Source organism: Phenylobacterium sp., from assembly GCF_031412415.1.
GTDB lineage: Bacteria > Pseudomonadota > Alphaproteobacteria > Caulobacterales > Caulobacteraceae > Phenylobacterium.
Map to the genome: position 1 here is coordinate 1 of NZ_JANOCX010000307.1, position 22,682 is coordinate 22,682.

Genomic DNA, 22,682 nt, shown 5'->3' on the forward strand with positions numbered 1-22,682 from the left:
GATGAGCCCGGCGCCCACGGTCTTGGCCACGTGCAGGCCGAAGAACAGGAAGGCGATGAAGTTGAAGAAGGCCGCCCAGGCCACCGCGGCGAAGGGCGGCAGGACGCGGGTGGCGACGATCGTGGCGATGGAATTGGACGCGTCGTGCAGGCCGTTCAGGAAGTCGAACGCCAGGGCCACGACGATCAGGAAGATCAGGAGCGGCGTGAAGCCGAGCAGGTCCACGTGGCGCGCCCTAGACCTGTTCGATCACGATGCCACTGATGCGGTTCGCCACATCCTCGAAGCGATCCATCACCTTTTCCAGGTGGCTATAGATGTCGACCCCGACCACGAAGGCCATCGGATCGTGGTTTCGATGGGCCAGAAACAGCGCCTTGCGGCCGGCGTCGTAGATCGCGTCGGACCGGTCCTCGATCTGGGCGATGTGCTCGGTCAGTTCGTTCAGCCGAGTGACGTTGTGGCGCATCTTGTCCAGCAGGCCCACCGCCTCGCGGGTCAGCAGCGCGGCCTCGACGATCAAGTCGCCCATCTCGCGCATCGGGTCCGCGAACTCGCGCAGTTCGAACAGGGTGATGACCTTGGCGGTCTTCTGCATCTGGTCGATGGCGTCGTCGAGCGAGCTAGTCAGGTCTTGGATGTCGCCGCGGTCGAAGGGGGTGATGAAGGTGCGGCGCACGGCCGTCAGCACCTCGCGGGTGATCTCGTCGGCGGCGTTCTCATGCTCCACGACACGGGCGCAGGCGGCGGGCACGCCATCTCCGCCCTTGAGCACGTCGCGCAGCGCCACCGCGCCCTCGACCAGGGTTTCGGCATGGGCGCGGAACAGAAGGAAGAATTTTTCTTCCTTCGGCATGATCGCCTGGAACCAGCTCAGCATCTCATGCCCGTCGTCAGACCGCCGCCCGTCCGATGAGTCGGACCCCCCGCGGCTCTTAGCGTGTTCCCGGAGCCAGCCCAAGGCGCCGCTGCTCGGCGATCGCGGCCTCGCGGCGCAGGACCTTGAGCTGCTGACCCTCGAGCAGCGGCTTCCAACCGCCGCCAACGACGTCGTGAGGCCCCGCCACGATCACCGTGTCGTAGTCGCCGAGCGCACGAGCCGGCACGTCCTCGTCCGGCCCCACGAGGATCATGTGCGGACGCGCCTGCAGCACCCAGAACATGCTGTGACCGACGTTCAAGTTGTCGACGACGCCCGCCACCGCGCCGTCCTGCGCCGCGATGATCTGCTGGGCGATACCCAGCTCGGTGTTCAGGCTGGCGCGGGCGGGCAGGCCTTCGCGCTCCCAGGCCCGATCCAGCGCCGTCGAGAGCACGGCCAGGACCACGAAATAGGCGAGCCAAATCTTGTAGCTTCGCCAGTTCGTGAAGGCTTGCGCGACGCAGGCCGCCAAGGTCGCGGCCGTGGCGATGGCGAAGTGCGGAATGAAGGGGACTATGCTGAACCGGCCAGGATCTGGGCGGAAGAAGGCGGTGAGCGCCGTCGCATCCCAGGGAAACAGAAACACCCCGTCCGACAGCAGCAGGGCGAAGGCTGCGAAGGCCATGAGCGGGACCGCGCCGGTGGCGATCCGCCAGGCGCGTCCGCCGCCGCGCTCGAACTCGCCAATGAAGCCCGCGGCGGTCAGCCAGATCAGGGGGACGAAGAGTTCGAAGTAGCGACCCCAGAGGCGACCGGCCTCGGTCGGCCCGTAGAAGGTCGCCTTCATCGTGAAGATCGCCGTCATGGCCAGGGTTGCGCCGAACGACAGCAGCACGAACAGGAATCCGACCTCCTGAGGCTCAAGGTCGAACCGGCCTCGCCCCGAGACCCACCGCCACCGCAGCCAAATCCTCAACAGTCCTGTCAGGATCGGAGCTCCGGCCAACAGCAGGCTGGACGCGACCAGAAGCGCCAAGGACCGTGCGCCGACCATCAGGGAGGCCTGGGTGGTGTCGCTGGCCAGGGCGTTTGCGTAGTGCCCGCCAACAAAGAAGGTGAAGGGCCTGGTGGGCGTTTCCCCGGCGAGCAGCGCGATGAGATTTCCCGCGGCCAGGAAGGCCAGGGCGAACACGATGAGACGCGCGGCGACCGTCGAAATCCTGCGCTGCCCCCACACGAGATCGAGCAGCGCGAGGATCGGGAAGGCGGCGATCACGGCGACGCCATGGGGCTTCAGCAGCACCAACACGCCGGCCAGCGAACCCACCAGCAAGGCGTGGCTCACGGGATGGCTCAGATAGAGCTTCACGGTCGCCAGGAACATCAAGCCCAGCACGCCGACGTACCAGCCCTCCGGCATGACGGCGAACACGAAGCGGTAGTAGGGGAAGGCGAGCGCCAGGAGCAGGAAGCCCGCCGCGTGCCGGGCGTTGAGCGTTCCACGCACGACAAGCCAAACCAGAAGAATGCCCGCGAAGTACGCCGCGCCGCCAAGCGCCCGCAGCCACTCGATGAGGTTATGTGTGCCGTAGGTGACGGCCCGGATTATCAGCAGGAAGGCGGTGTTGGTCAGCTCTTGCAGGTCGGGCGCCAGCCTTGGGTCGGCGGCTGTCGCCTTGCCGTACAAGGCGTGGATCAGATAGGCGCCTTCGTCTCCGGCGTAGAGCGGAAGATCCAGGAAGATGCGGTCGACATAGACCAGGACCACGGCCAGGGCGATGAGGGCCAGCACCGCCAATCCCAGGCGCGACCCGAAACCTCCCGTCGATTCCTGATCGCCGCCGCTCATGCCCGCAATCTGGCCGTTCAGGACAACCCTGGCTAGGCCCGGCGACGCGAGCCTTGCTTTCGAATTCGCGGACCCCCTAGCTGGGCGACGGACGAGTCTGCGGGAGGCGAGATGCGCGTCGAACTTCTAGGCCTGGCGACAACCCTGGCGCTGATCTGTGGGACCGGAGCCGCCGCCCAGGACCTGCTGATCCATGGCGGACCGATCAACACCGGGGAGAGCTCGGTCGAGGCCCTGGCCGTCAAGGACGGCAAGGTGGCGTTCGCCGGCCCGCTGGCGCTCGCGCGACGGACCGTTCCAGGGGCGAAGGATATCGACCTGAAGGGCGCGGCGGCGTTCCCGGGCTTCGTGGACGCCCACGCCCACCTGTCGGGGATCGGCTTCCGTGAGATGACGCTCAGCCTGGAGGGCACGGCGTCCGTCGAAGACCTGGTCGCCCGGCTCAAGGCCTGGAACATCGCCAATCCGGGGACCGGCGCGGTCTCCGGACGGGGCTGGATCGAGACCCACTGGCCGGAGAAGCGTTTCCCCAGCCGCCAGGACCTGGATCGCGCGATCCCTGACCGCCCGGTGGTGTTGGGCCGCTCCGACGGCCACGCCATCGTGGCCAACACCGCCATGCTGGCCCTGGCCGGCGTCACCCGCGACACCGTGGCCCCCGCCGGTGGCCATATCCTGAAGGACGCCGCGGGCGAACCCACCGGGATGCTGATCGACAACGCCATGAGCCTGGTGCGCGGCAAGGTCCCGCCGCCCACCGCGGCGGCCAAGGCCGAGGCGGTGAAGCGTGGGGTTGATCTCTACGCCGCGCGGGGCTGGACCGGCCTGCACGACATGGGCGCCTCGATGGAGGAGGTGGGCTATCAGCAGGCGCTCGCCGCCAAGGGCGAGATGCCGATCCGGATCGACAACTACATGTCGCCGCAGGCGGCCGGCGCGGTCCTAGCCTCCGGGCCTTCGCAAGACCCGACCGGCCTCGTCCGGGTGCGCGGCGTGAAGATGTACATGGACGGCGCGCTCGGTTCGCGAGGGGCGGCCTTGCTGGCGCCCTATGCCGACGCCGAGGGTACCGGCCTGATCCTCACCCCTCGCGAGACCATCGACGGCGTTCTCAAACAGGCGCGCGGCTCGGGCGCCCAGATCGCCATCCACGCCATCGGCGACCGTGGCAACCGGCTGGTGCTGGACGCCTTCGAGCAGGCCTTCGGCGGTGACGCCGCGGCGCTGAAGACCGCCCGCTGGCGCGTCGAACACGCCCAGGTCCTGGCCCCCGACGACCTGCCGCGCTTCGCCAGGCTTGGGGTGATCGCCTCGATGCAGGCCTCCCACGCGATCGGCGATCTGTACTTCGCGCCCGCGCGCCTGGGCCCGGAGCGGCTTAAGGGCGCCTATGCCTGGGAGAGCCTGCTGAAGAGCGGCGCGGTGGTGGCCGGCGGCTCGGACGCTCCGGTGGAGAAGGGCGACCCCCTGGTGGAGTTCTACGCCGCCGCCTACCGTCACGACCTCAAGGGCTTCGCCGGCCCCGACTGGGGACTGGACGAGGCCCTGACCCGCCAGCAGGCCCTGGCCCTGCTGACCCGAGGCCCCGCCTACGCCGCCGGCCGCGAGACCGAACTGGGCTTGCTCAAGGTCGGAGCGCCGGCCGATATCTCGGTCTTCTCCGTCGACCTGATGACCGCGCCGTTTGCGGAGATCGCCAAGGCCCGCGCGGTCATGACGGTGGTGGGCGGTCGGATCGTCTATGACGGGCGCTAACCCCCGAACGTGACGGTGAGGATCGCGCGGGCGGTGCGCGGGGCGATGGGCCAGAGCAGGTCGCTGGTGGAGGCGAAGTAGCCTCGCTCGTCGGTGAGGTTCGACACCAGTAGGCGCAGTTGCGCTGGACGGCCGGCGACATCGAAGCGGGCCCGGGCGCCCAGTCCCAGGGTCGTCAGGGCCGGCGCCTTGAAGGTGTTGCGGCTGTCGGCATAGGCCTCGCCCTGATGATTGACCTGGGCGTCGACGGACCAGGTCGAGGTGATCTGCCGCTCGATGCTGGCGTTGGCGATCAGCTCGGCGATCCCGGAGTGATGGGGGCCCACGACACCGGAGGTCACCAGCGGACCGGTGATCTCGGCGTCATACGAGACCGCGCCCAGGACGATGCTGGTCTTTTCGCCGACGCGGCCGGCGAGCGAGGCCTCGAAGCCCTTGTGAGACACTTCGCCGACCAGACCGAATGAGCCGTCCGAGCGGAATCCGGTCGTTGGCTTGGAGACCTCGAAGGCTGCCGCCAACAGGGTCAGGTTGTCGCCAAACGTGTGTCGGACGCCGATCTCCTTCTGTTTGGCCTTCACCGGCGGCAAGACTTCGTTCCGGTTGGTGGCGTTCTGCGGCGCGAACCCGGACTCCTCCAGGCCGGTGACATAGCTCGCGAACAGGCTGGTGGAAGCCGTCAGGCTCCAGACGGCGGAGGCGTTGTAGTACCAGGCCTGGTTCTCGCCCTGGTCGATGGACCCGTCATAGGCGCGAACCTCCTTCTCGTAGCGGCTGCGGTGCGCGCCCAGTCGAAGCTGCAGCCGGTCCTCCCAGACCAGGCCGTAGCCGAGGCTGGCGGTGAGCTGATCGACAGTGTCGTCGCCGCGCGCGCCGCGCCAGGCCGGACGAGCGGGCGCGGAGGGGGCCGGGTCGCGCAGGTTGAAGGCGCCGTTGGCGACGGCGAGCGATTGCGCCAGATCCACCGCGCTGTGGCGATAGCGAACCGAGGCGCTGACGAGGTGATCGATCGCTCCGCTGTCAAAGACGCGGGTGGCGCGGGCCTCGTAGGAATCCGACAAGTTCGTGCGGCCTGGACTGACGAAGGTGGTCGAGGTGGCGTCTCCGTTGCGGCGGGTGGCGATCACCGTGAAGTCGGAGCTGTCCATGCTGTAGATCGAGCGGAACGCCGAGGCGTCGAGGGTCCAACCCGAGATTTCGCCCTTGTAGAGCGCGCCCAGGTTGACGTTCTCCGCGCGCACATTGGCCCAGGTCGGCGAGTGCTGGCGCAGGGCCTTAACCGGCGGCGGCGTGGCGCTGTCCTGCGCCTGGATCGCGAAGTCGCCGTCATAGTCTCGGCCGTACCAGGTGGCGAAGACCCTAAGGCTGTGGTTCTCGACGGGCGTCCAACCGGCGACGGCGCCGATGTCGAGCGCCTCGCCGTTGCCCCCTGAGCCCCAGGTGACGTTTGGCCGATAGAAGGTCCCCCCGGCGATCCATGCGTCCTTGGATGGCGCGGTCCAGGACCCTTCCGCCTGAACCACCGTCGTCCCGAAGTCGCGTCGGCCGCCGCCGATGGTGAGACGGTTCTCGGGGCTCGGCGAGCGCAAGCGATAGTTCACCACGCCCGAGGGCGCCGGGTAGGCGAGGCGCGAGGCGTTCACGCCCACCCGCACGCTGACCCCGCCCAGGACGGTGTCATTGAGCGGCGAGGCCCGGGCGAAGTAGGCGTCGTCGATGCGATAGGCGCCGCTGGCCTGCAGGTCGAACCCGCGGACCTGGCCCTCAGAATAGAGACCCAGTTGCTCGATACCCACACGCTCGCCGAAGGCGTCGGCGGCGGTCTTGACGGCGCTCTCCTGGGCCAAGGCGGAGGTGGAGGCGAAGAGCGACAGAACGAGGGTGGCGGCCGAACATTTCATTATTGTAATCCCGGGCGAACTGGACTGTTCAGAGGCCGGGGTTTGTCGGACAGTAGCCGGGGGACGGCGTGGCTGCGGGCGTGATTTATTCGTGATGGTTTCGCGATGAACGAACACGTGGCCATCCAGTGGCCTGAGTTGAATCTGGCGCGAGAGCTGCCGTTCAGCCTCGCCGGCACTCAGGTGCGACCGGCCGCCCTAGAGGTGGAGCACGACGGCAGGATCGTCACCCTGGAGCCGCGGGTGATGAAGGTGCTGGTCGCCCTGCACCGCTCAAGGGGCCAGCCCGTCAGTCGCGATGAGCTCATCGATCTCTGCTGGGGCGGGCGGATCGTCACCGAGGGCGCGCTGAACCGCTGCGTGGCGCAACTCCGCAAGGCGCTGAGCGACAATCCGCGCATTTCCGTCGACACCATCGCCACCGTTGGTTACCGCCTGCAGGCGAGCGCCGACGTGCATCGGGTCGCGCTCGCCGCCGAGCCCGTCGAAGCGCCCGCGCCGGCGACGATTCAAGCGGCGCCTCGCAAGACCGTGTTGATCGCCGCCGGTTTCGTCGTGACGGTGGCCGCCGCGATCGGCGCGTTGCTCGCGGTCCTGCCACGCCCCGTGACCTGGACCGCCCAGGCCTTCCACCCTCTGACCTCTGAGCGTGGTCTGGAGACCCATCCGGCCCTGTCGCCGGCCGGCGACCAGATCGTCTACGCCCAACGGCCCGACGTGGTGTCGCGGCGCGATCTCTATCTTCGCAGCGTCGGGCAGGGCATCCCGGTGCGGATCACCACAGATCCGGCCGACGATCACAGCGCCGTGTGGTCGCCCCGGAGCGACCGCATCGCCTTTGTCCGCACGCCTGCGGACGGTCCGTGCAGCTTGGTGGTGACGCCGATTCCCCTGGGGCCGGAGCGCGTCGTCGCGCGCTGCCAGTCGGCCAGCTACACCCGGGTAAGTTGGCTGGATGACGCCAACCTGGTGATCGGCGATCGGCCAGACCCCGCCTCGATCTGGCGAATCCGGTCGGTGAACATCGAGACCGGCAGGGTGCGGGACCTGACCTCGCCCTCCGCCGCGACCCTCGGCGACAGCGACCCCATGGCCTCGCCGGACGGACGCCAGGTGGTGTTCCGCCGCAGCCTGATGCACGGCGCCGACGACCTGTTCCTGCTGGACGTGCGCACGGGCCGCGAGCGCGCCCTGACCACCGACGGCTGGAAGGCGGCCGGATATGTTTGGTCCGCCGACAGCCGCCACGTTTTCTACTCCTCCAATCGGGGGGGTGAATTCGGACTGTGGACCGTGGACACCAAGATCGACGCGCCGCCACGCAGGGTAAGCCTGGGCCTGGGCCAGATCAGCTTCAGCCGCATGTCAGCCGACAATCGCAACCGTCTGGCGGTGGAGATCCCGCGCGGCCGCAACAATCTCGCGGTCCGCATGCCTGGCGGCGAGACCCGGCCGCTGACCAACGCCGCCGGCCAGGACTGGGATCCCGACGGGGCGGCCGACGGCGCGGTGGTCTATGTCTCCAACCGCAGCGGATCGTCGGAAATCTGGGTGAACCATCCCGATGGGCGGTCCGTGCGGTTGACCTCCATCGTCGGCAGTTATGTCACCGCGCCAGCCTGGTCGCCGGACGGTCGCACCATCACCTTCATCGCGGTCAAGGGCCGCCGCTCGGATCTCTACACCGTGGCGCGCGACGGCTCGCGCCTCCGGGAGATGACCTGGGACGGGCTGGACAAGCTCTATCCCGAGTTTTCCGCCGACGGCGCCAGCGTCAGCTACGTCGAGCGAACCGCCAACGGCTATCGGGTGATGCGGATCGGCATGGCCCCGGGCGCCCATCCGGCGGCCGTGCCGGGCGGGGCGGGCTGGCAGGTCGTGCGCGGCGGGCCCGACGGGCGTCTGTACGGCTTGCGGGTGGGCCAGTCCGTGGTGCGCGCCCTGTCGCCGGGCCGAGCTGTTCCACCCGTCGAGATCGGCGGCTACGACACCTGGGCGGTCGGCGACGATGGCGTCGTGGTGATGCGCGGCCAACGCGCCTCCTCGTCGAGCATCTGGCTCCACCCCTGGACCGGAACGCCACGCAAGCTGGTCGACATTCCCAATTGCTGCGGCTCGCTTGGCCTCTCGCCGAATGGCGCGGTGCTGTTCTCGCAGAGCCTGGATGACCAGATCGACCTGGGCGTGGTCGACCTGGCGTCAAAGTAGGCAAACTGCGGCGGGTTCCAGGAAGTCTCGCTGAGGCGATCGCGCCACCTCCGCTAGCTTCACCTCATGAGCCGTTCGATCCCGCGCCCGTTTGGCCGAAACTACGCCTTTGTCGTCGCCGCCGTGGTGTTTGTGGCCTTGATGGCGGCGGCCGGCCTGCGCGCCGCGCCGGGCGTGTTGATGCTGCCGCTGGAGCGCGCCTTCGGCTGGGATCGGGGAACGGTGTCGGCCGCGGCGGCGGTGGGCATTTTCATCTATGGCCTGACCGGTCCGTTCGCCGCGGCGCTCATGCAGTCGTTCGGCGTGCGCCGAACGGTGGTCCTGGCCATGGTCCTGATGGCGGTCTCGACCGGGCTCTCGGCCCTGATGACCGAGCCCTGGCAGTATGTGGCCACCTGGGGCCTCATGGCCGGGCTGGGTTCGGGCGCGGTGGCCATGGTGCTGGGCGCCACGGTGGTGAACCGCTGGTTCGTGACCCGGCGCGGCCTGATGATGGGCCTGCTCACCGCCGCGACGGCGACAGGCTCGCTGATCTTCCTGCCGGGCATGGCGATGGTGGCCGAGCAGGGCGGCTGGCGCCCGGTGGTGCTGATCATCGCCGTGGTCATGGCCGTGCTGGCTCCCGTCGTGTGGCTGCTGCTGCCCGAGACGCCGCAGGCGATCGGCCAGAAGCCCTACGGGGCGACGGACGACTATGTTCCGCCGCCGCCGCCCGCCGTGGGCGGCGCCTTGGCCGTGGCCTTCGGGGCGCTGTTCCGGGCGGCCAAGACCCGGACATTCTGGCTGCTGTTCGGCGGCTTCTTCATCTGCGGCCTGACCACCAACGGCCTGGTGGGGGTGCACATGATCGCCATGTGCGCCGACCAGGGGCTGCCGGAAACCCGGGCGGCGACCCTGCTGGCGGTGATGGGGCTGTTCGATCTGGTCGGCACGACGTTGTCGGGCTGGCTCACCGATCGCTACGACCCGCGCTTACTGCTGTTCATCTATTACGGGCTGCGGGGGATCTCGCTGATGATCCTGCCCTATACCGACTTCTCCATCGTCGCCCTGGGCGTCTTCGCGGTGTTCTACGGCCTGGACTGGATCGCCACGGTGCCGCCGACCGTGCGCCTCGCCACCGAAGCTTTCGGCGATCGCGACGGGCCGATCGTGTTCGGCTGGATCGCGGCCGGGCATCAGGCCGGCGCGGCCACCGCCGCCATCGCCGCCGGCGTGCTGCGCGCCTCTCAAGGCCGATATCTGGAAGCCTTCGTCCTGGCCGGCGTGGCCGCCCTGGTCGCCGCCGTCGCCTCGATCATGATCCGACGTCAGGTGGCGCCGGTCGCCGCCTAGCGACGGCTGTCGAGCGCCATCCGCACCGCCAGCGCGCCCAGCACCGTGCCCATCAGCCAGCGCTGGACCATGGCCCAGGTTGGCCGCGTCGCCAGGAACCTCGCCACCCAACCCGCCGCCAAGATCATCACGCCGTTGCAGAGGACGCTGGCGGCGATCTGAGTGGCGCCCAGGATCATGCCTTGGGCGAGGATGCTCCCGCGCTCGGGATGCATGAACTGCGGCAGCAGCGACAGGTACAGCACCGCGGCCTTGGGGTTCAGCAGGTTGGTGAACAGGCCCATGGCGAACAGGCGAACGTCGCCATGCGGCTCGAGCTCGCGCACGGCGAAGGGGGAGGCGGCGCCCGGCTTCAGCGCCTGCCAGGCGAGCCAGGCCAGATAGCAGGCGCCGACGATCCGCAGGACGTCGTAGGCCATGGGCACCGCCATCACCACGGCGGTCAGCCCGACCACCGCCGAGACCATGTAAAAGATGAAGCCCAGGGCCACGCCGGCCAGCGAGACGAACCCCGCGCGGCGTCCTTGGCTGATGGACCGCGAGATCAGGTAGATCATGTTGGGGCCGGGCGTCATGGCCATGCCCAAGGCGATCAGTCCGAATGCGATCCAGTCCGTCCAGGCGACCACGCGTCAGCTCCTCTGTCTTGAGCTCGGCTATAGACGCACGGCCTGAGTCCCGCGCGCCAGAAATCCGGCGCGGAGCCTTAGCCGGGCTCTCAGCGGGTCGGGATCTCGATGTCGCAGACGGTGAAGTCCGCGCCCTTGGCGGCGCGGGTCTTGTCGACCAGCACCTTGAAGGCCGCTCCGCGCTCGTCCAGCACCTCGACCTTCGGGCGCTCGACGGGCGGCAGGTCGACCGCGAGGCGGACGCGGATCATCTTGTCGGGCTCGGCGGGCGGCTCGCCCACGGCCATGGCGCGAACCACGTCCAGCCCTTTCACCACACGGCCCCAGACCGTGTAGTCGCCGTCCAGCCGGCGGCTGGCGTCGCGCATGAAGAAGACCTCGCTGTTGGCCGTCGTCACCGCCTCCTGCCGGCCCATGCCGGCCACGCCGGGGCAATAGGCGCCGGTCGCTCGGCGGCCCAGGGGATTGGTGTCCAACAGGTCCTGGACGCCGATGAAAGGCGTCGATCCGACGAAGCCTTCCACGGCGTCGCTGGTCCGCCTGACGATCGCATGGGGATCGCCGGCCTTCAGGCGGAACGTGAACTCCGGCGGCAGGTCGGGATGCTTGGAGACGCCCCCGTCCTTGTTGTTCGGGTTGCCGGTCTGGTCGACGAAGTTCGCGATCACCCGATGGAACAGCAGGCCGTCATAGACCCCTTCGCGGGCCAGCAGCTTGATCCGCTCCACCGCCTTGGGCGCCAAGGTGGGCTGCATCTCCACCATGATCACGCCCTTGGAGGTTTCGATCACCAAGGTCTGGGCAGGGTCGAGGCCGCGCCAGTCGGCGGCCTGGGCGGTGGTCGCCAGCGCGAGGGCGGCGATACAGGACGTGTATAGACGGATCATGTGGGGACTATCGACAACCTGTCACGTATCGCAAGCGGCTAAGCTTACTAACTTGTAATGCACGGTACCTTGCACGAAGCACTACTGCGCGATACACGCTAGTCCGACGTGGAGGTGCGCGACGTGGCGGAAGCCGTTCAAGTTCAACTGAAGAAGGGGGTGCTCGAGCTCTGCGTGCTCGCGCTGCTCTCCCGACAGGACAGCTACGCCTATGAGATCGCAAGCCGATTGGCCGAGGGGATCGATATGGGGGAAGGCACCATCTATCCGCTGATGCGGAGGATGCAGACCGACGGGCTGGTGGACACCTATCTGGTGGAAAGCTCGTCCGGTCCGTCGCGGAAATATTTCAAACTGACCGAGGCCGGGAAGCAGAGCTTCACGGCGCAGAAGGCGGAGTGGGCGGCGTTTTCCCGCGCCGTCGAGGCCATCCTGGGAGAGACGAAATGACCCGGCAGGCCTTCATCGACCGACTGCGGCTGGGGCTCTCCGGCTTGCCGCCGCAGGCCATCGCCGAGACGATCGCCGACTATGAGACCCACTTCGCCGAAGGCGCGGCCGCCGGCCGCTCCGAGGAGGAGGTCGCCGAAGCCCTGGGCGATCCCGGCCGTCTGGCCCGCGAACTGCGCGCGGAAAGTGGGCTGAAGAAGTGGGAAGAGCAGCGCAATCCGTCGGCCGCCGCCGGCGCGATCTTCGCCGTGCTGGGCCTGGGCGCCATCGACGTCCTGATCCTGCTGCCGATGCTGATGGCCATAGGCGGGGCGCTGTTTGGCCTCGTCGTCGGCGCCGTCGCGGTGTTCTTCGCCGGCGGGGTGGTCTTCGCGGTCGGGCCGTTCTTCGAGCCCCCGGGCGGGGCGGCCACGGCCCTGCTGGCCGGCATCGGCCTGATGGCCTTGGCCAGCTCGGCCGGCGCCCTGCTGACCCTGGTGGTCATCGGCTCCGTCAACGCGCTCGTTTGGTACGGGCGGCTCCACTACCGGCTGCTGAAGCCGGCCATCGAACCGCAGGCTTAAGAGGTGGGCAATTCCATGATCCGCGTCCTCGTCCTCATCGCTGTCACCGGCTTCTTCGTCGGCGTGGTGGCCCTCTCCAGCGCCGCGGCGATCGGCGGCCCCGACCTCGCCGCCCATAACTGGCACTGGATAAACAAGTGGAGCGACTCCACCTGGCGCGAGCATGCCAAGCACGACGCTGAGTTCGACTTCGACATCGACGTCGACGGGCCCGGCGGGGTCACGGTCACCCGTGAGCTCGTCTGGAACGGCGGGACCGAACTCGACATCGAGATCGTCGCCGAGGTGGCGTTCACCCAGGCCGAAGGTCCTGGAAAGGTGGTCATCACCGGACCCAAGAGCCTGGTCGATCGGGTGACCCTGGTGAACGGCCGTCTCGACATGAACGGTCCCAACTTCGCCGGGCGTCGCCTGAAGGTCACCGTCACCGCGCCGGGCGTGACGGCGTTCGACGTCGATGGCGACAGCACCCTGACGATCGAGGGCTTCAAGCAGGACAGTCTCACGGTCGACGCCTCGGGGGACTCAGAAGTCACCGCCCGCGGCGTGGCGCGCCTGGTGCGTCTCGACATCTCCGGCTCGGCGCAGGCCGACCTCAGCGGCGTCCAGGCCGACGAAACGACGGTCGACAGCTCCGGGGCGTCTGAATCGACTGTCGCCCCCAAGGCGGTCGGCCGGTTCGACATCTCGGGCAGCTCGGAAGTCACGCTGAACACCAAGCCAGCTCAGATCGAGACCGACATCTCCGGTCGCGGCGAGCTGCACCAGCCGGGGCGCTAGGCCCGCGCCGCCAACGTCTTGGCGACCACCGGAGCCAGGCCGCGGGCGATGACCTGGACGCCCTTGGCGTTGGGATGGAAACCGTCGCGTTGGTTCAGGTCGGGCGTCTGGGCGACCCCGGCCAGCAGGTTCGGATAGAGCGCCGCGCCATGCGCGCGGGCGACGGAGGCGAACACCGCCTCGAATTCCCGGGCGTAGGCGCGGCCGATCACCGCCGGAGGTTTCAGGCCCGCCAGCACGACCGCGATCTTCCGCGCCTTCAGCCGGGCGACGATGCGGTCCAGATTGGCCTTGGTCCGCTTGGGGTCCTGACCCTGCAGCAGATCGTTGCCGCCCAGCGCCACGACACAGACGGCGGTGTCCTTCTGAACGCTGAAGTCGAGACGGGCGAGGCCGCCAGCCGTCGTGTCGCCGGAAACCCCGGCGCCGCGCACCAGAGCGCTCACGCCCAGCCGATCAAGCTCGGCCTGCAAGCGGGCCGGCAGGGCGGCGGCGGCGGGCAGGCCATAGCCCGCGGTGATCGAATCACCCAGCACTGTGACCACCCGCCTTGGCGCGGCCAGCGCGCTCTGGGGCAGAGCCAAGGCCAGGGCGGCGATCAGCGCGCGCCGGCTAGGGAAGCTTGTGGGTGTGTCGGCCATTGTCCTGCCCTATCTAAGGCTTCGCCTGCAAAGCTCAACGTTCACACTGAGGTCTCCTTGTCCGACACCGGTCCGCCGCTCGTCCTGTCGAATGTCTCACTCACCCTGCCGTCGGCCGCGGGTCCCGTGGATATCCTGCGGGACCTGAGCTTTTCCGTGGCGGCGCGGGAGCGGGTGGCGATCACCGGGCCCTCGGGTTCGGGCAAGTCATCCTTGATCGCCGTGGCCGCCGGCCTGGAGCGGCCGACTTCGGGCTGGGTCAGCCTGTTCGGCCGCGAGCTGTCGAAACTGGACGAGGATGGTCGCGCGCGGTTGCGCCGTGGCCGGGTGAGCCTGGTGTTCCAGTCCTTCCACCTGCTGCCCAACATGACCGCCCTGGAGAACGTCGCGGCCCCGATGGAGATCGCGGGCAAGGCCGACGCCGAGGACACCGCGCGGAGCTGGCTGGACCGGGTGGGGCTCACGGCGCGCCTGCGGCACTATCCGCATCAGCTTTCCGGCGGCGAGCAGCAGCGGGTGGCGCTGGCCCGGGCGCTGGCGCCGCGACCGGCGCTGCTGTTCGCCGACGAACCGACCGGCAATCTGGATGGGGTCAACGCCGCCCACGTGGCGGACCTGCTGTTCGGCCTGGTGGCGGAGGAGGGCGCGGCCCTGGTCCTGGTCACCCACGACGAGGCCTTGGCGGCCCGCGCCGACCGCCAGGTTCGGTTGGCTGACGGGCGCGCGGCGATATGAGGTTCTTGGCGCTGCGGTTCGCCGCCCGGGAGTTGCGCTCCGGGGTCAAGGGTTTCCGGATATTCCTGGCCTGCCTCGCCTTGGGCGTCGCAGCCATCGCCGCGGCGGGCTCGACGGCGGAAGCCTTCCGGACGGGCCTGGCCGCCCAGGCGCGCGAGATCCTGGGCGGCGACATGGCCATCTCCCTGGAACAGCGCCGGTTCACCCCGGCTGAGCGCCAGACGATCGAGGCGGCCGGCCAAGTGTCCTGGGCGGTCAGCACCCGGGCCATGGCCCAGGCCGCCTCGGGCGAGCGGCGTCTGGTCGAACTGCGAGGAGTCAGCGAGGCCTACCCCCTGGCCGGAAAGGTGACGCTCGAGAGCGGCCAGCCGCTGGCGCGCGCGCTTGCCGTCCAGAATGGCGTGGCCGGGGCGGCGGTGGAGCGCGATCTGCTCCGGCGCCTGGGCCTGAAGATCGGCGACCAGATCCTGGTGGGCGAAATGCCGGTCGCGGTTCGAGACGTGCTGCTGGAGGAGCCGGATCGGCTGTCGCGCGGGTTCGCCCTGGGACCACGCGTGCTGGTCCAGGGCCAGGCCGTGGCGGCGGGCGGTTTCCTGGAGCCGGGGCTGACCTTCGCCGAGACCGCGCGGGTCGCCTTGCCGCCGTCCGCCGATCTCAAGGCGGCGCGCAAGGCCCTGCGCACGGCCTTGAAGGACAAGTCGATCCGTATCCGCGACCGCGAGGATGCCGCGCCGGGAATTCGTTGGCTGATCGACCAGCTTGAATATTTCCTGGGCTTCATCGGGCTGGCGTCGCTGGTGGCGGGCGGGCTTGGCGTGTTCGGCGCGGTCACCGCCTTCCTGGAAGCGCGCAAGCCGTCCATCGCGGTGCTGAAGTCGCTGGGGGCCGAAGGGCCATTCGTGCGCGACCTCTATCTGATCCAGATCGGCGTGCTCGCGCTGCTGGGTGTCGTGATCGGCCTGGTGGTCGGCGCCGCCGCGCCCATGATCCTGGGCGGGCTCGTGCCCGAAGACATTCCGGTGCCGGCCCTGTTCGACATCTATCCCGTGCCCTTGTTGAAGGCCGCGGCCTTCGGCCTGCTTTCGGCGGCCGCCTTCTCCCTGACCCCCCTGGCGCGGGCCCGGGCGACGCCGCCGGCCAGCCTGTTCCGCCAGGACGTGAGCGGTCGTCTCAAGTTGGGGGTCGAGACCATTGGCGCGGCCCTCGCGGCCATCGCGCTCGCGGCGCTGTCGGTGATCACCGCGCCCACGCCGCTGGCGGCGGCGGGGATGATCGGCGGCGTGGCGGTGTCCTTCGTCCTGCTCTGGGGCCTGGGCCTGGCCGCGGCGTGGGGCGCGGGGCGCTTGCGGGGCCGGGCGCGAGGCGCGGTTCGCATGGGTCTGGCCAATCTCGCGGGGCCACGCTCGGCCGCGCGGACGGCCGCGCCGGCCATTGGCCTGGGCGTGGCCCTGCTGTCGGCGGTGGTGCTGATCCAGTCCAGCCTGCTGCGTCAGGTGGCGGAGGTCGCGCCGCGCACCGCCCCGGCCCTGGTGTTCACCGAGATCCCCGGCGCGCGCGTTGGCGAGTTCGACGCCGCGGTCACCGCAGCGTTCGCCGCCAAGCTGACGCCGGAAACCTATATCCGCGCGCCCTTCCTCACCGGGCGGATCGTGCGGGTGAACGGCGTGACGGTGAAGCGCTCGGCGATCACGGAGCGGGAGCGTTGGGCCTATGACAACGACATCTCCATGTCGGCCATCGGGCCCGAACCCCAGAACGCCAAGATCGTCGAGGGCGCCTGGTGGCGCGCCGACCATGTTGGTCCGCCGCTGCTGGCCATGGAGGTCGATGCGGCGCGCGGCGGCAATCTGAAGATCGGCGATGTCGTGACCATCTCGATCCTCGGCCGCGAGATCGACGCGAAGCTCGCGGTGATGCGCGAGGTCGATGTCGGCGGCTTCGGGGCCAGTTTCCCATTGGTGCTGAACCCGGCCGCGCTGGAGGGCGCGGACCTGCGCCACGTCGCCATCGCCAAGGCCAGCCGAGAGCAGGAAGCACGGGTCGCGCGGGCTCTGGGCGGGTCCTTTCCGGACGTGAACGTGATCTCGGTGCGCGAGCAGCTGGAGGCCGCCACCGACCTGTTCGACCGACTCGCGCTCGCGATCCGCGGCGCGGCGGGGGTGGCCGCCCTGGCGGGGTTGCTGGTGCTCACCGGCGCCATCGCGGCGCGCGCCCAGGCTCGCGCACGTGAGGCGACGATCCTGAAGGTGCTAGGCGCCTCGCGGCTGCAGATTCTCTCGGCTTATGTGCTTGAGTATGGCGCGGTGGGGACGATCGCCGGCGTGACTGGCGTGGCGCTGGGGGCCGTCGCGGCCTGGCCGGTGGTGACGCTGGTGTTCAAGGCCGACTGGGCGGTGGACTGGACAGGGGTCGCGGCCTTGGTGGCTGGGGCGACGCTGCTGGCGGGACTGGGCGGCCTGTTGGCCTCCCTGCAGGCGCTCGCCAAGCGGCCCGCCGAGGCTCTGCGCGCCGATTGAGTCGTGAATCTTAAGTTTCTGGTGACCGAAGCACCCCGGTATTCCCGGCATGAGTCTCGCTTCATCCGCCAGTCCGCGTTTCGACCATGGCGCCGCCCTTCGCGTGCCGCCGCCCCATGACGTCAAGAACTGGCGCACGCTTTGGATGTGGCTGGGGGAGGGCGCGCAGGCGATGACCGAGGCCGGCGCCCTTCAGATCCACACCCCGGAGGGCTGGACCATCGCCCAGCCGGGCGACTGGATCGTCCTGTCGGTCAGCGGCGAGTTCTATGTGGCTCACGCCGGACGGCGCGCGCTCGACTCCTGATGGTCGCCGCGCGGCTTCGCTAGCGAAGCGAGGCGTTCAGCTTCGCCAGCACGTCGACACCCGGCACCAGCTCGGCCTCATTCAAGCTGTTCAACGGCGCATCGATAGTATCGAGATTCTCGTGGAGGTCGCGGGCTTCGGGGTCGATGAACAGCAGGCCGGTGACGATCTCGCCCAGGGCCTGGCGCGACTGCAAATAGGCCAGGGCGGCGACCCGGTCGCTGGGGTCGTAGTGCTGGGCCAGCTTGTGGAGTTGCAGGATCGAGCCGTCGTGCTGGGTGACCGGAATGGTCGTGCCCGGCGCGTAGTCCACCGTGATGGTGTCGCGGGGACTGACCACGTCCATGCGGTTCACCGCCTCGTTGTGCTCGCGCACATAGTCGTAGCTCTTGGTCGAGCCGACATGGTTGTTGAACTGAACGCAGGGGCTGACGCAGTCGATGAAGGCCGCGCCCTTGTGGGCCAGGGCCGCCTTGATCAGCGGCACGAGCTGGGCCTTGTCGCCGGAGAACGAGCGGGCGACGAAGGTCGCGCCCATCTGCAGGGCCAGCATGACCAGGTCGATCCCGGCGTCGTGGTTCACCACGCCCTTCTTGGACTTCGAGCCCTTGTCGGAGGTGGCGGAGAACTGGCCCTTGGTCAGGCCGTACACGCCATTGTTCTCCACGATGTAGAGCATGTTCACGCCGCGCCGGATGGAGTGGGCGAACTGGCCAAGGCCGATAGAAGCTGAGTCCCCGTCGCCTGAGACTCCCAGATAGATCAGGTCTCGATTGGCCAGGTTGGCGCCGGTCAGGACCGACGGCATGCGGCCGTGGACGGTGTTGAAGCCGTGGGAGTTGCCCAGGAAATAGTCCGGGGTCTTGGACGAGCAGCCGATGCCCGACAGCTTGGCGATGCGGTGGGGCGGCAGCTCCAGCTCGTAGCAGGCCTGGATGATCGCCGCGGAAATCGAGTCGTGGCCGCAACCGGCGCAGAGCGTGGAGACCGAGCCCTCATAGTCGCGCCGGGTATATCCCAAGCTGTTGGCCGCGAGCTTGGGGTGATGCAGTTGCGGCTTGGTGATGTAGGTCATTCGGCGGCCTCCGCGCGTCCGGCGGTCATCAGCTCGCCGATGGCGCCGGCGATGAAGCGGGCGGTGATGGGTGCGCCATCATAGTTCAACACCGAGGTCAGCTTGGACGGCGAAACGTCGCCCTCGTTGACCAGCAGGGTGCGAAGCTGGGCGTCCCGGTTCTGCTCCACCACGAAGACCCGGTCATGGGCGGCGATGAAGTCGAACACCTCGTTGGCGAAGGGGAAGCCCCTGACCCGCAGGGCGTCCAGGTGCAGGGCGCGGGTTTCCAGAGTGTCCAATGCCTCGTGCATGGCGGGCGAGGTGGAGCCGTAATAGATCACGCCCTCTCGGGTCGGGCGCTTGGCGGCCCTGGCGACCGGGGCGGGGATGAGCGACTTGGCGGTGTCGAACTTGCGCAGCAGGCGCTCCATGTTGTCGACGTAAACCGAGCCCTCCTCGCTGTAGCGGGCATAGGGATTGCGCGAGGTGCCGCGGGTGAAGTAGCCGCCCTTGGTGGGGTGGACGCCCGGATAGGTCCGGTACGGCACGCCGTCGCCGTCGACCTCCAGATAGCGGCCGAACTCCTTGCCGGCCTCGAGGTCCTCGAAGGTCATGACCTTGCCGCGGTCCAGCTTGCGCTCAGGGTCCCAGGCGAAGGGCGTGGTGAGCCACTCGTTCATGCCGATGTCCAGGTCCAGCATGACGAAGATCGTGGTCTGCAGCCGGTCGGCGAGGTCGAAGGCCAGGGATCCCATCTCGAAGCACTCACCCGGATCGGCGGGCAGCAGCATGGGGTGCTTGGTGTCGCCGTGGCCGGCATAGGCCGCCGCGATCAAATCGGCCTGCTGGGTACGTGTGGGCATGCCGGTTGAGGGGCCGCCGCGCTGAACGTCGAAGATCACGGCGGGAATCTCGGCGAAGTAGGAGAGGCCGATGAACTCCGTCATCAGGGAGACGCCCGGACCCGAGGTGGCGGTGAAGGCCCGCGCGCCGTTCCAGCCCGCGCCCACGACCACGCCGATGGAGGCGATCTCATCCTCGGCCTGGACGATGGCGTAGCGCGCCTTGCCGGTTTCCGGATCCGTCCGGTAGTCCTCGCAGAAGCCGGTGAAGGCCTCGGCGAGTGAGGTCGAGGGCGTGATCGGATACCAGGCGCAGACGGTGGCTCCGCCATAGACCGCGCCAAGGGCCGCGGCCATGTTGCCCTCGACGAAGATCCGCTCGCCGACCGCGTCGGCGCGCGCCACCTGCAGCCCCAGGGGCTGGAGGTGCTCGGCCACGTGGTCGCGGCCCATCTTGAGCGCGGCGACATTGGCGGCGATCAGCCGGTCCTTGCCCTTGAACTGCTCGGCCAGCAGAGTCTCGAGAACTTCGAGTTCGATGCCAAGAAGAGCCGCCAAGGCGCCGACATAGATGATGTTCTTAAACAACTGACGCTCGCGCGGGAGCTGGTAGGCGGTGTTGCACATGGCGGTCAGGGGCACACCGACCACCTGGATGTCGTCGCGGAACTTGTGGTGGGGCAGGGGCTTGGTGGAGTCGTAGAACAGGTAGCCGCCGGGCTCGATCTCGGCGATGTCGCGGTCCCAGGTCTGAGGGTTCATGGCGACCATCAGGTCCACGCCTCCGCGGCGACCCAGGTGGCCCGCGCCCGTCACCCGCACCTCGAACCAGGTCGGCAGGCCCTGGATGTTGGACGGGAAGATGTTGCGCGCAGCCACCGGCACGCCCATCCGCAGGATCGACTTGGCGAACATGCCGTTCGCGCTGGCCGACCCCGATCCGTTGACGTTGGCGAACTTGACGACGAAGTCGTTGACGGCCTCTAGCGGCATGTCCCCCCCGCATGGGTCATTTCCAGGAGGAACTTCTGCATGTCCCAGGCGCCTGTCGGACAGCGTTCGGCGCACAGTCCGCAGTGCAGGCAGACGTCCTCATCCTTGACCATAACCCGGCCGGTCTTGAGTTCGCCGGACACCAGGATGGCCTGTTCGGTGTTGAGCGCCGGGGCGTTGAGACGGCCCCGCAGGTCGTCCTCATCGCCATTCTCGGTGAAGGTGATGCAGTCGACCGGGCAGATGTCGACACAGGCGTCGCATTCTATGCAGGCGGGCTCGGAGAACACCGTCTGGACGTCGCAGTTGAGGCAGCGCTGGGTCTCGCGATAGGCCATCTCGCGGGCGAAACCGAGTTCGACCTCGACCTTCACGTCGCGCAGGGACTCGGCCTTGTCGCGCTGAGGCACCTTGTAGCGAAGGTCGTTGGCGACGTCGTTGTCGTAGCTCCACTCGTGAATGCCCATCTTCTGGCTGATCAGCGAGAAGCCGGGCGGCGGGCGTTCGGCCAAGTCCTCGGCCTTGCAGAACTTGTCGATGGAGACGGCTGCGTCATGGCCGTGGGCCACGGCCCAGATGATGTTCTTAGGCCCGAAGGCCGCGTCGCCGCCGAAGAACACCTTTGGGTGGGTGGACTGGAAGGTCGCCGCGTCGACCTGGGGCATGCCCCATTCGTCGAAGTCGAGGCCGATGTCGCGTTCCATCCAGGGGAAGGCGTTCTCCTGACCGACGGCCACCAGGACGTCGTCGCATTCGAAATGCTGGTCCGGCTCACCAGTGGGGACCAGGCTGCGGCGGCCGCGTTCGTCGAACCTGGGCTCGACCTTCTCGAAGGTGACGCCGGTCAGGCGGCCGTTCTCGTGGGTGAAGGCCTTGGGGACCAGGAAGTTGAGGATCGGTATGTCCTCGTGGATCGCGTCTTCCTTCTCCCAGGGCGAGGCCTTCATCTCCTCGAAGCCGGAGCGGACGATGACCTTGACGTCCTCGCCGCCCAGGCGGCGCGAGGTCCGGCAGCAGTCCATGGCGGTGTTGCCGCCGCCCAGCACGATCACGCGCCGGCCGATCTTCTCGATATGGCCGAACGACACGCTGGAGAGCCAATCAATGCCGATGTGGATGTTGGCGGCCGCCTCCTGGCGGCCCGGCAGGTCCAGGTCGCGGCCGCGCGGCGCGCCGGTGCCGACGAAGACGGCGTCATAGCCCTCGTCCAGCACGGCCTTGAGGCTGTCGACTCGCTGGCCCAGCCGCATCTCCATGCCCAGGCCCACGATGTAGCCGACCTCTTCGTCGATCACGGTCTCGGGGAGGCGGAAGCGGGGGATCTGGCTGCGGATCATGCCGCCCGCCTTGGCGTCCCCGTCGTAGAGCACCAGTTCGTAGCCCAGCGGGGCGAGGTCGCGGGCCACGGTCAGCGAGGCCGGACCCGCGCCGATCAGAGCCACGCGCTTGCCGTTGGACACCGCCACGGGCGTGGGCAGGCGCGCGGTGATGTCGTCCTTGTTGTCGGCCGCCACGCGCTTCAGGCGGCAGATGGCGACGGGTTCGTCCTCCACCCGGCCCCGGCGGCAGGCAGGTTCGCAGGGCCTGTCGCAGGTCCGTCCCAGGATCCCCGGGAAGACGTTCGACTTCCAATTGACCATGTAGGCGTCGGAATAGCGGCCTTCGGCGATCAGTCGGATGTATTCCGGGACAGGGGTATGGGCAGGACAGGCCCACTGACAATCGACAACCTTATGGAAGTAGTCGGGACCCTCGGTACTGGTGCGCTGCACAAACCACTCCCTTAACCCGACGCCATTCTTTCGCAGACGCGAAGACAAGCTCCAATGGAGCCAACTCCGACAATCACGACGCAGCGTTCGTTATCGATGGTAAGTCCTTATCCGAGGAGCAGCCAATACGTTTCTGGAGCCGCAGGCTGTCAAAATTCGCTTTCAGGTGTCTGAAGGCGCGTGTTTCCCGGCCTTTCGCGGCGCCCACAAGCTCAGCGCCCGGACGCCGCGCGGCGCCCGATTTCCGCTCAATAGCCTGTGATCGCGAAACGAATCTGCGTTTCGCCGCTTTCCCTGTCGCGGGAATGCCGTAACACTTGATTAACCCGTGTTAATCCGCCGGGTGCGCCAGCGCGAGGAGCCTCCAATGCCGACTCCCACGATCGACGTCAGTTCCGCTCTCAATTCCGCCCTTCCCGAGGACTTCGTGTCCTTCACGGTGGACCTCGACGACGGCGAAGCCGAACGCGTCGCCGCGGCGATGGAAATCAACGAACGCCGCGCCCAGGTTGAAAACCCCGAAGGTCTGCGTCACGCCCGCGCGCTCTAGCGAGAGGTGACCGTACCGATCTGAAACGCCCGCGTAAGAACGCCGGGGTA

The 22,682-nt window shown here is 68.5% G+C and carries 20 protein-coding genes; 10 read left to right on the forward strand and 10 right to left on the reverse strand.

The annotated features are described in order from the left end of the window. The 3 genes from RMO04_RS14675 to RMO04_RS14685 all read right to left on the reverse strand — a co-directional run. A partial coding sequence (locus RMO04_RS14675; RefSeq protein WP_309645510.1) for an inorganic phosphate transporter occupies nt 1–225 on the reverse strand: 225 nt, incomplete at its 3' end. Between the two features lie 10 nt (nt 226–235). Continuing rightward, nucleotides 236–880, reverse strand: a complete 645-nt coding sequence (locus RMO04_RS14680) for a DUF47 domain-containing protein (protein ID WP_309645511.1) — start codon at nt 878–880, stop codon at nt 236–238. 55 nt (nt 881–935) lie between these two features. Beyond that, nucleotides 936–2,711 (reverse strand): hypothetical protein, encoded by a 1,776-nt coding sequence (locus RMO04_RS14685; RefSeq protein WP_309645512.1) that lies wholly within the window; start codon nt 2,709–2,711, stop codon nt 936–938. 111 nt (nt 2,712–2,822) lie between these two features. On the opposite strand from RMO04_RS14685, the gene RMO04_RS14690 reads away from it, so the two are divergent. Further along, nucleotides 2,823–4,466, forward strand: coding sequence for an amidohydrolase (locus RMO04_RS14690; protein WP_309645513.1), 1,644 nt, complete (start codon nt 2,823–2,825; stop codon nt 4,464–4,466). On the opposite strand, the gene RMO04_RS14695 is transcribed toward RMO04_RS14690, so the two are convergent. Then, a complete protein-coding gene (locus RMO04_RS14695) occupies nt 4,463–6,367 on the reverse strand; it encodes a TonB-dependent receptor (RefSeq protein ID WP_309645514.1) in 1,905 nt (634 codons plus the stop codon). The two genes, RMO04_RS14690 and RMO04_RS14695, sit on opposite strands and share 4 nt — an antisense overlap. 105 nt (nt 6,368–6,472) lie before the next feature. Between RMO04_RS14695 and RMO04_RS14700 the strand changes: the two genes are divergently transcribed. Further along, nucleotides 6,473–8,575: a winged helix-turn-helix domain-containing protein gene (locus RMO04_RS14700; protein ID WP_309645515.1), complete on the forward strand. Its 2,103-nt coding sequence runs from the start codon at nt 6,473–6,475 to the stop codon at nt 8,573–8,575. A gap of 66 nt (nt 8,576–8,641) precedes the next feature. Further along, nucleotides 8,642–9,910, forward strand: a complete 1,269-nt coding sequence (locus RMO04_RS14705; protein ID WP_309645516.1) for an MFS transporter — start codon at nt 8,642–8,644, stop codon at nt 9,908–9,910. Here the strand turns inward: RMO04_RS14705 and RMO04_RS14710 are convergent. Together RMO04_RS14710 and RMO04_RS14715 are read right to left on the reverse strand one after the other, a co-directional pair. Further along, nucleotides 9,907–10,539 (reverse strand): LysE family translocator, encoded by a 633-nt coding sequence (locus RMO04_RS14710; RefSeq protein WP_309645517.1) that lies wholly within the window; start codon nt 10,537–10,539, stop codon nt 9,907–9,909. The two genes, RMO04_RS14705 and RMO04_RS14710, sit on opposite strands and share 4 nt — an antisense overlap. An 89-nt stretch (nt 10,540–10,628) precedes the next feature. After that, on the reverse strand, nt 10,629–11,426 hold the full coding sequence (locus RMO04_RS14715) for a peptidylprolyl isomerase (RefSeq protein WP_309645518.1): 798 nt from the start codon (nt 11,424–11,426) through the stop codon (nt 10,629–10,631). A 123-nt stretch (nt 11,427–11,549) separates the two neighbouring features. Here RMO04_RS14715 and RMO04_RS14720 point away from each other — a divergent pair, with 123 nt between their 5' ends. From RMO04_RS14720 to RMO04_RS14730, 3 genes are read left to right on the forward strand one after another with little or no spacing between them, the layout of a single operon-like run. Then, a complete protein-coding gene (locus RMO04_RS14720; RefSeq protein ID WP_309645519.1) occupies nt 11,550–11,876 on the forward strand; it encodes a PadR family transcriptional regulator in 327 nt (108 codons plus the stop codon). Continuing rightward, the gene (locus RMO04_RS14725; protein WP_309645520.1) at nt 11,873–12,439 is read left to right on the forward strand and encodes an HAAS signaling domain-containing protein; all 567 of its coding nucleotides are present in this window, start codon (nt 11,873–11,875) and stop codon (nt 12,437–12,439) included. The genes RMO04_RS14720 and RMO04_RS14725 overlap by 4 nt, the downstream gene beginning before the upstream one ends. Before the next feature lie 15 nt (nt 12,440–12,454). Then, nucleotides 12,455–13,219 carry a GIN domain-containing protein gene (locus tag RMO04_RS14730; RefSeq protein WP_309645521.1) on the forward strand — a complete coding sequence of 255 codons (765 nt, stop codon included), beginning with the start codon at nt 12,455–12,457 and terminating at the stop codon, nt 13,217–13,219. Here RMO04_RS14730 and RMO04_RS14735 read toward each other — a convergent pair. Continuing rightward, nucleotides 13,216–13,860, reverse strand: coding sequence for an arylesterase (locus RMO04_RS14735; RefSeq protein WP_309645522.1), 645 nt, complete (start codon nt 13,858–13,860; stop codon nt 13,216–13,218). The two genes, RMO04_RS14730 and RMO04_RS14735, sit on opposite strands and share 4 nt — an antisense overlap. Nucleotides 13,861–13,917: 57 nt before the next feature. Here RMO04_RS14735 and RMO04_RS14740 point away from each other — a divergent pair, with 57 nt between their 5' ends. From RMO04_RS14740 to RMO04_RS14750, 3 genes are read left to right on the forward strand one after another with little or no spacing between them, the layout of a single operon-like run. Then, nucleotides 13,918–14,595: an ABC transporter ATP-binding protein gene (locus tag RMO04_RS14740; protein WP_309645523.1), complete on the forward strand. Its 678-nt coding sequence runs from the start codon at nt 13,918–13,920 to the stop codon at nt 14,593–14,595. After that, on the forward strand, nt 14,592–17,111 hold the full coding sequence (locus RMO04_RS14745; RefSeq protein WP_309645524.1) for an FtsX-like permease family protein: 2,520 nt from the start codon (nt 14,592–14,594) through the stop codon (nt 17,109–17,111). Before RMO04_RS14740 ends, RMO04_RS14745 begins: the two co-directional genes overlap by 4 nt. A gap of 49 nt (nt 17,112–17,160) precedes the next feature. Next, the gene (locus RMO04_RS14750) at nt 17,161–17,418 is read left to right on the forward strand and encodes a hypothetical protein (protein ID WP_309645525.1); all 258 of its coding nucleotides are present in this window, start codon (nt 17,161–17,163) and stop codon (nt 17,416–17,418) included. Nucleotides 17,419–17,437: 19 nt separating this feature from the next. On the opposite strand, the gene RMO04_RS14755 is transcribed toward RMO04_RS14750, so the two are convergent. From RMO04_RS14755 to RMO04_RS14765, 3 genes are read right to left on the reverse strand one after another with little or no spacing between them, the layout of a single operon-like run. Then, on the reverse strand, nt 17,438–18,493 hold the full coding sequence (locus RMO04_RS14755; protein WP_309645526.1) for a 2-oxoacid:ferredoxin oxidoreductase subunit beta: 1,056 nt from the start codon (nt 18,491–18,493) through the stop codon (nt 17,438–17,440). Then, nucleotides 18,490–20,310, reverse strand: coding sequence for a 2-oxoacid:acceptor oxidoreductase subunit alpha (locus tag RMO04_RS14760; protein WP_309645527.1), 1,821 nt, complete (start codon nt 20,308–20,310; stop codon nt 18,490–18,492). Before RMO04_RS14760 ends, RMO04_RS14755 begins: the two co-directional genes overlap by 4 nt. Beyond that, complete coding sequence (locus RMO04_RS14765) at nt 20,301–22,082, reverse strand: FAD-dependent oxidoreductase (RefSeq protein ID WP_309645528.1); 1,782 nt, start codon at nt 22,080–22,082, stop codon at nt 20,301–20,303. Before RMO04_RS14765 ends, RMO04_RS14760 begins: the two co-directional genes overlap by 10 nt. A gap of 367 nt (nt 22,083–22,449) precedes the next feature. Here RMO04_RS14765 and RMO04_RS14770 point away from each other — a divergent pair, with 367 nt between their 5' ends. Then, nucleotides 22,450–22,632, forward strand: coding sequence for a hypothetical protein (locus tag RMO04_RS14770; RefSeq protein ID WP_309645529.1), 183 nt, complete (start codon nt 22,450–22,452; stop codon nt 22,630–22,632). Nucleotides 22,633–22,682: the final 50 nt, after the last annotated feature.

Excerpts from the sequence above, each read along its gene's own strand:
- RMO04_RS14770 (WP_309645529.1), top strand. The coding sequence starts at position 22,450 with ATGCCGACTCCCACGATCGACGTCAGTTCCGCTCTCAATTCCGCCCTT.
- RMO04_RS14760 (WP_309645527.1), bottom strand. The coding sequence starts at position 20,310 with ATGCCGCTAGAGGCCGTCAACGACTTCGTCGTCAAGTTCGCCAACGTC.
- RMO04_RS14745 (WP_309645524.1), top strand. The coding sequence starts at position 14,592 with ATGAGGTTCTTGGCGCTGCGGTTCGCCGCCCGGGAGTTGCGCTCCGGG.
- RMO04_RS14735 (WP_309645522.1), bottom strand. The coding sequence starts at position 13,860 with ATGGCCGACACACCCACAAGCTTCCCTAGCCGGCGCGCGCTGATCGCC.
- RMO04_RS14680 (WP_309645511.1), bottom strand. The coding sequence starts at position 880 with ATGCTGAGCTGGTTCCAGGCGATCATGCCGAAGGAAGAAAAATTCTTC.
- RMO04_RS14750 (WP_309645525.1), top strand. The coding sequence starts at position 17,161 with ATGAGTCTCGCTTCATCCGCCAGTCCGCGTTTCGACCATGGCGCCGCC.
- RMO04_RS14730 (WP_309645521.1), top strand. The coding sequence starts at position 12,455 with ATGATCCGCGTCCTCGTCCTCATCGCTGTCACCGGCTTCTTCGTCGGC.
- RMO04_RS14700 (WP_309645515.1), top strand. The coding sequence starts at position 6,473 with ATGAACGAACACGTGGCCATCCAGTGGCCTGAGTTGAATCTGGCGCGA.
- RMO04_RS14695 (WP_309645514.1), bottom strand. The coding sequence starts at position 6,367 with ATGAAATGTTCGGCCGCCACCCTCGTTCTGTCGCTCTTCGCCTCCACC.
- RMO04_RS14705 (WP_309645516.1), top strand. The coding sequence starts at position 8,642 with ATGAGCCGTTCGATCCCGCGCCCGTTTGGCCGAAACTACGCCTTTGTC.
- RMO04_RS14755 (WP_309645526.1), bottom strand. The coding sequence starts at position 18,493 with ATGACCTACATCACCAAGCCGCAACTGCATCACCCCAAGCTCGCGGCC.
- RMO04_RS14725 (WP_309645520.1), top strand. The coding sequence starts at position 11,873 with ATGACCCGGCAGGCCTTCATCGACCGACTGCGGCTGGGGCTCTCCGGC.
- RMO04_RS14685 (WP_309645512.1), bottom strand. The coding sequence starts at position 2,711 with ATGAGCGGCGGCGATCAGGAATCGACGGGAGGTTTCGGGTCGCGCCTG.
- RMO04_RS14690 (WP_309645513.1), top strand. The coding sequence starts at position 2,823 with ATGCGCGTCGAACTTCTAGGCCTGGCGACAACCCTGGCGCTGATCTGT.
- RMO04_RS14715 (WP_309645518.1), bottom strand. The coding sequence starts at position 11,426 with ATGATCCGTCTATACACGTCCTGTATCGCCGCCCTCGCGCTGGCGACC.